This is a genomic window from Roseomonas sp. TAS13 (genome assembly GCF_001950415.1).
In the GTDB taxonomy this organism is placed as follows: Bacteria; Pseudomonadota; Alphaproteobacteria; order Acetobacterales; family Acetobacteraceae; genus Roseomonas; species Roseomonas mucosa.
Genome location: NZ_BDLP01000279.1, coordinates 1 through 5985 on the forward strand (window position 1 = coordinate 1; position 5985 = coordinate 5985).

Consider the following 5985-nt stretch of genomic DNA (forward strand, 5'->3'; position numbering starts at 1 on the left):
GGCGGCCGCCCGGCGCGGCGCCGGATCGGGCCGGGCCCGTCGCGGCAACCGGCGCGGGGGCCGGGGTCCGCTTCTTCACCACCTCGACCTGCACGGTCTTGGAGCGGCCATGGCTGAAGGACTGGCGCACGCTGCCCGCCGCCTCCGTCTTGCCGAGCTCCATCCGACCGCCGGGCCTCAGGCTCAGCCGACCCTTGGCCGCATCCTGTTCGTTCCCGTCGCTCATCGGCCCGCTATCTGTACCCGTCGTATTCTTTTCAGCCACGCACACTCTCCACGGCGCTGATGAAGCCGCCCAGACGGGCCGCCTCTCGCGCGATCTCCTGGGCCAGCCGGCCCTTTGCGACCGCCACGTGCACCGCGTGGTCGCGTCCGAAAATTCCCCCCAGCTCCGCCGCCGTCAGGACGGCGACCACCGGGATATCCCTGGCCCCGACCAGCCGCGAGCGCTCCGCCGCGCTGCCATCGGAAGCCTGTGCCACCAGGCCGGCCCGCCCAGCCTGCAGCCATTCGCGCGCCTGCTGGAAGCCGCTTACCGCCTGCCCTGCGCGCCGCGCGAAGCCCAGGAGGTCCCGCAGGCGCTGCCTCAGGCCAGCCTCGATCCGTGCATTCAGGTCGGGGGGAGGGTTGACCGGCCCACGGGCCGCCCTGGCAAAGGCTGCACGCTTGAGCGCGGCTTCTAGCACATCGGCCCGCGCGCTCAACCACATTCCCCGCCCAGGCAGCCGTTCGGCCAGGTCAGGAACGAGTTCCCGACCTGGACCGATGACAAACCGGATCATGCTTTCCTTCGGGAAGCTCTCGCGCGTCACGACACAGCGGCGCAGCGGGCCCTTCTCCTCGGGATCGGGTTGCCCCATCTCCGCCGGCGAGCCAGACGGATCGCCGGAGGGCGCCTGCATGGCACCCTCGGCGTCGGGCCGGCCCGTTATGACATCGCGTGTGTCATCATGGTTCGGTACGGGTGGCGTTGTCTGTCTCCTCACCGGAATTTCCGGTATCGGCGTGGCCGGCGGCCTCGGCCGCCCCTTCCTCGCCCTCGAACCAGTGCTGGCGCGCCGCCATGATGATGGCGTTCGCCGTCTCCTCGTCGATGCTGTCCTCGCCCAGGATCTCGACCAACTCGTCGGAGGCCAGGTCGCCCAGGTCGTCGAGCGTCTTGATGCCCTTCTCGCCGAGCGTCACCAGGGTCGCCGGGCTGAAGCCGCCGACCTCGGCCACGACGTCCTCGACGCCCAGCGCGCGGCGCTTCTCGTCCAGCTCCTGGTCGCGGCTCTCCAGCCAGGCATGACCGCGGCGCTTCAGCTCCTGGGCCACGGTCTCGTCGAAGCCCTCGATCTCGGCCAGTTCCTCGTCCGGGGCGTCCACGACCTCCTCGATCGTGGTGAAGCCCTCGGTGACCAGCAGGCCGGCGATCACGTCGTCCACATCCAGGCCGTCCACGAAGAGGCTGGTGCGCTTGCGGAACTCCTCCTGCCGGCGCTCGCTCTCCTCGGTCTCCGTCTGGATGTCGATGTCGAAGCGGGTCAGCTGGGAGGCGAGGCGCACGTTCTGGCCGCGGCGCCCGATGGCCAGCGAAAGCTGGTCATCCGGCACCACGACTTCAACCCGGCGCCCCTCGTCGTCCAGCACCACCTTGGTCACCTCGGCCGGGGCCAGGGCGTTCACCAGGAAGGTCGCCGGGTCGCCGGACCAGGGGATGATGTCGATGCGCTCGCCCTGCAGCTCCGCCACCACGGCCTGCACGCGCGATCCGCGCATGCCGACGCAGGCACCGACCGGGTCGATGGAGCTGTCGCGCGAGATCACCGCCATCTTGGCGCGCGAGCCCGGGTCGCGGGCCACGGCCTTGATCTCGATGATGCCGTCGTAGATCTCCGGCACCTCCTGGGCAAACAGCTTGGCCAGGAAGCCGGGATGGGTGCGGGAGAGGAAGATCTGCGGGCCCCGCGTCTCCTCGCGCACGTCATAGATATAGGCGCGCACCCGGTCGCCGTTGCGGAAGGCCTCGCGCGGGATGGTCTCGTCGCGGCGCAGCAGCGCCTCCGCCCGGCCGAGATCGACCATCAGGTTACCGTACTCGGTGCGCTTGACGACGCCGTTGATGATCTCGCCGACGCGGTCCTTGTACTCGTCGAACTGCTTCTTGCGCTCGACCTCGCGCACCCGCTGCACGATCACCTGCTTGGCGGTCTGCGCGGCGATGCGGCCGAAATCGATCGGTGGCAGCGGATCGACGATGAACTGCCCGGCCTCGATCTCCGGCTGGAACTTCAGCGCGATCCGCAGCGGGATCTGCGTCTCCTCGTTCTCGACCGTGTCGGCGTCCACCACCTCGGTCCAGCGGGAGAGCTTCACCTCGCCGGAGCGGCGGTCGATGGTGGCGCGGATGTCCTTCTCGGCGCCGTACTTGGCGCGGCCGGCCTTCTGGATGGCCTGCTCCATGGCCTCCAGCACCTCGTCGCGCTCGATCATCTTCTCGCGCGCGACGGCGTCGGCCACCTGCAGCAGTTCGGGGCGAAGGACGGAGGCGTCCAGAGCCATTGGCGTCAGTTCCTCTTCGCGTGCGGCTTGCGGCGCGGCTGCTCGTCCGCCTCTTCGGCGTCCCCGGGCTCGCCCGCCGTTTCCGTCGCCGTGGCGGCGATCAACTCGTCGGTCAGCACCAGCTTGGCGCGGCGGATGGTGTCGCGGGGGATCACCGCCTCGCCGCCTTCGTCCAGCCGGAGCCTCACCTCATTCTCGTCCGCCGCCAGGATGCGGCCCTTCCAGCGCCGGCGCCCGTCCTGCGGCACCAGCAGCTCCACCGTGGCGACATGCCCGGCGAAGCGGAGCCAGTCCTTGGTGCGCGTCAGCGGCCGGTCGATGCCGGCGGAAGAAACCTCCAGGTTCCATTCGCCGCTGAACGGGTCCTCGACATCCAGCACGGCGCCGACGGCGTGGCTGATCGCCTCGCAGTCCTCCACGCCGATCAGCGCGCCATCGGCACGGTCGGCCATGATCTGCACCGTGGGCGTCCGCGTCCCGCTGACCTGCACGCGCACCAGCTCATAGCCCATGCCGGCCAGTGCAGGCTCCACCACACGCGCCAGCCGCGCCTCCAGGCCGCCGGTCAGATCGGGCGTGCCCGGGGCGGTGTCGCTGGCGGTGTCGTTACTCTCGCGGTCGTCGGCGTCGGGCTTCGGCAATAAAAAAAGGCGGCCCGTGAAGGCCACCCCCCTGAAAACGGCGGATTGTCTCGGCAGGGATGTAGTGCCGCGAGACAGGGGAAGCAAGAGGATTCCACGGGGCGCCCTTCGGCCCGTCGCCGCGGGCACCCCCTCGCCGCCCTCCCACCAGGAAGGCACGCAGCCTCCCAGGCCCCAGGCTGCGCGGGTTCCGGTGCCTCGCCTTTGCCGTTGCTCTGTTCCCCGGGGGCGACCGCCAGGGCGAACCGGCATTATCCCGGCACACCGTATATATCCGCGGCATATAGCCTCGGCGAAGGGATGGTTGCGGCCTGGGAAGCCCACCGATATATCCAACGAGGAATAGCGAAGCGGAGACCCCCCATGCGTCGTCGGCTTTTCGCCTCGGCCCTCGCCCTGTGCCTCGCGGCACCGCTGGTGGGCCTGTCCGGCGCGAGAGCGCAGGAGGCCGGGGGGCCCACGGTCTTTGCCGCCGCCAGCCTGACCGATGCCATGCGCGCGCTGGGCGAGGCCTGGAAGGCCAAGGGCCATCCGGCGCCGCGCTTCTCCTTCGCGGCCTCCTCGGCCCTGGCGCGCCAGATGGAGCAGGGGGCGCCCGCCGACATCTTCGCTTCCGCCGACGAGCCCTGGATGGACTATGTCCAGCAGCGCGGGCTGATCGTGGACGGCACGCGGGTCAGCCCGCTGGCCAATGCCCTGGTGCTGATCGCCCCCGCCGACAAGCCGGCGCCGAAGCTGGTGCTGACCCGGGACACGGACCTTTCGGCGCTGCTCGGGGCCGATGGGCGGATCGCGACGGGCGATCCCTCCAACGTGCCGGTGGGCAAGTATGCCCAGGCGGCGCTGGGCTGGATGGGACAGTGGGACAAGCTCTCGCCGCGCCTGGCGCGGGCGGACAATGTGCGCTCTGCCCTGCTGCTGGTGGAACGGGGCGAGGCGCCGCTCGGCATCGTCTATTCCACCGATGCCGCGATCTCGAAGGGGGTGCGGGTCGTGGCCACCTTCCCGGCGGAAAGCCACCCGCCGATCACCTATCCCTTCGCCCTGGCGAAACGGGCCGAGGGGAATGCCCAGGCGCGCGATTTCCTGGCCTTCATCACGGGCCCCGACTCGGCGCCGGTCTACCAGCGCTTCGGCTTCGCCCTGCGCCAGCCATAGGGCATGATCGGTCCCTGCCCACTGGACCCCGACCGCCCCTGGCCCGCCCGATCCCGCCCGATGGCCATGTCCCGCCCCGCTGGGGCCTGACCCGCTCCGCATGACCTGGCCCGGCAACCCGGCAGGCTGGCTGACGCCCGAGGAATGGCAGGCCGTGCGCCTCAGCCTGGAGGTGGCGCTGCGCTCGGTGGTGTTCGGCCTGCCCCCGGCGGTACTGGCCGCCTGGCTGCTGGCCCGGCACCGCTTTCCGGGGCGTGCCCTGCTCGACGCCTTCGTCCACCTGCCACTGGTGATGCCGCCCGTGGTGGTGGGCTGGCTGCTGCTGGTCACCTTCGGCATCCGCGGGCCGGTCGGGGCGCTGCTGAACGACTGGTTCGGCATCCGGCTGGTCTTCACCACCGCCGGCGCCTCGCTCGCCACCGCCACCATGTCCTTTCCGCTGATCGTGCGCGCGGTGCGCCTCAGCCTGGATTCCGTCGATCCGGGGCTGGAGGCGGCGGCGCGCACGCTCGGCGCCGGGCCGCTGGACCGCTTCGTGACGCTGACCCTGCCGCTGATCTCGCCCGGCATCCTGTCCGGCGCCATCACCGCCTTCGCCGCCGGGCTGGGCGAGTTCGGCGCGGTGATCACCTTTGCCTCCAACATCCCCGGCCAGACCCAGACCCTGCCGTTGGCGATCTACGCGGCCACCCAGACCCCGGGCGGCGAGGCGACGGCGGCCAAGCTGGCGGCGGTCTCCTTCGTGCTGGCCGTGCTGGGGCTGCTGCTGGCGGAATTCGCCGGGCGGCGGATGCAGGTCATGCTCGGCCGGGCGCCGCGCTGATGCCGCGCCCGTCCGGCCGGGCCGCGCCACCCGGCGCGCCGAGGCGGCGCGGCTGATGCTGGAAGTCCGCCTGCGCCACCGCTTTCCCGCCCCCGCCCCGGACATGCCGGGCTTTGCCATCGATGCGGCCTTCGCTTCGCCGACACCGGGCGTCACGGCGGTCTTCGGCCCCTCGGGCTGCGGCAAGTCCACCCTGCTCGCCGCGGTGGCCGGGCTGCTGCGCCCGCGGGAAGGGCGGATCGCGCTGGATGGCATGGTGCTGTTCGACAGCGCGGCGCGGCGCATGCTGCCGCCGGAACAGCGGCGCTGCGGCGTGGTCTTCCAGGATTCGCGGCTCTTCCCGCATCTTTCGGTGGACACCAACCTGCGCTACGGGCTGCGCCGGGCACCGCGCGGCGTGGACGGACCCGGTTTCGAGGAGGTGGTGGCGCTGCTCGGCATCGGCCATCTGCTGCGCCGCCGCCCCGCCGCGCTGTCCGGCGGCGAGAGGCAGCGTGTCGCCCTGGGCCGTGCCCTGCTGTCGCGCCCCCGCCTGCTGCTGATGGACGAGCCCCTGGCCGCGCTGGATGCCGCGCGCAAGGCGGAGGTCCTGCCTTTCCTGACGCGGCTGCGCGACCGGCTCAGCATCCCGCTCCTCTACGTCACCCATGCGATGGAGGAGGTGGATCGGCTGGCGGACCGGCTGGTGCTGATGGAGGCGGGGCGCGTGCTCGCCGAGGGCAGCGTGGAGGAGCTTTCCGCCCGCACCGACCTGCCGCTTCTCGCCGGGCGGCGGGATGCGGGCGTGCTGCTCGCCTGCACGGTGCGGGAGCGTGTGGC

At 71.5% G+C, this 5985-nt stretch carries 7 protein-coding genes; 3 read left to right on the top strand and 4 right to left on the bottom strand.

The window, feature by feature from the left end:
* From ROTAS13_RS17965 to rimP, 4 genes are all read right to left on the bottom strand, one after another.
* The coding region (locus tag ROTAS13_RS17965; RefSeq protein WP_139323423.1) for a translation initiation factor IF-2 associated domain-containing protein at nucleotides 1-226 on the bottom strand (226 nt) is incomplete at its 3' end.
* 31 nt (nucleotides 227-257) lie between these two features.
* Nucleotides 258-902 carry an RNA-binding protein gene (locus ROTAS13_RS17970; RefSeq protein WP_026032886.1) on the bottom strand — a complete coding sequence of 215 codons (645 nt, stop codon included), beginning with the start codon at nucleotides 900-902 and terminating at the stop codon, nucleotides 258-260.
* A 46-nt stretch (nucleotides 903-948) separates the two neighbouring features.
* Nucleotides 949-2544, bottom strand: a complete 1596-nt coding sequence (gene nusA / locus ROTAS13_RS17975; protein WP_019459245.1) for a transcription termination factor NusA — start codon at nucleotides 2542-2544, stop codon at nucleotides 949-951.
* 5 nt (nucleotides 2545-2549) lie between these two features.
* A complete protein-coding gene (rimP, locus tag ROTAS13_RS28175) occupies nucleotides 2550-3113 on the bottom strand; it encodes a ribosome maturation factor RimP (protein WP_026032885.1) in 564 nt (187 codons plus the stop codon).
* Between the two features lie 435 nt (nucleotides 3114-3548).
* Here rimP and modA point away from each other — a divergent pair, with 435 nt between their 5' ends.
* The 3 genes from modA to modC all read left to right on the top strand — a co-directional run.
* Nucleotides 3549-4343, top strand: coding sequence for a molybdate ABC transporter substrate-binding protein (gene modA / locus ROTAS13_RS17985; protein WP_019459243.1), 795 nt, complete (start codon nucleotides 3549-3551; stop codon nucleotides 4341-4343).
* Nucleotides 4344-4443: 100 nt separating this feature from the next.
* Nucleotides 4444-5166: a molybdate ABC transporter permease subunit gene (gene modB, locus ROTAS13_RS17990; protein WP_019459242.1), complete on the top strand. Its 723-nt coding sequence runs from the start codon at nucleotides 4444-4446 to the stop codon at nucleotides 5164-5166.
* 55 nt (nucleotides 5167-5221) lie between these two features.
* A partial coding sequence (modC, locus tag ROTAS13_RS17995; RefSeq protein WP_075823014.1) for a molybdenum ABC transporter ATP-binding protein occupies nucleotides 5222-5985 on the top strand: 764 nt, incomplete at its 3' end.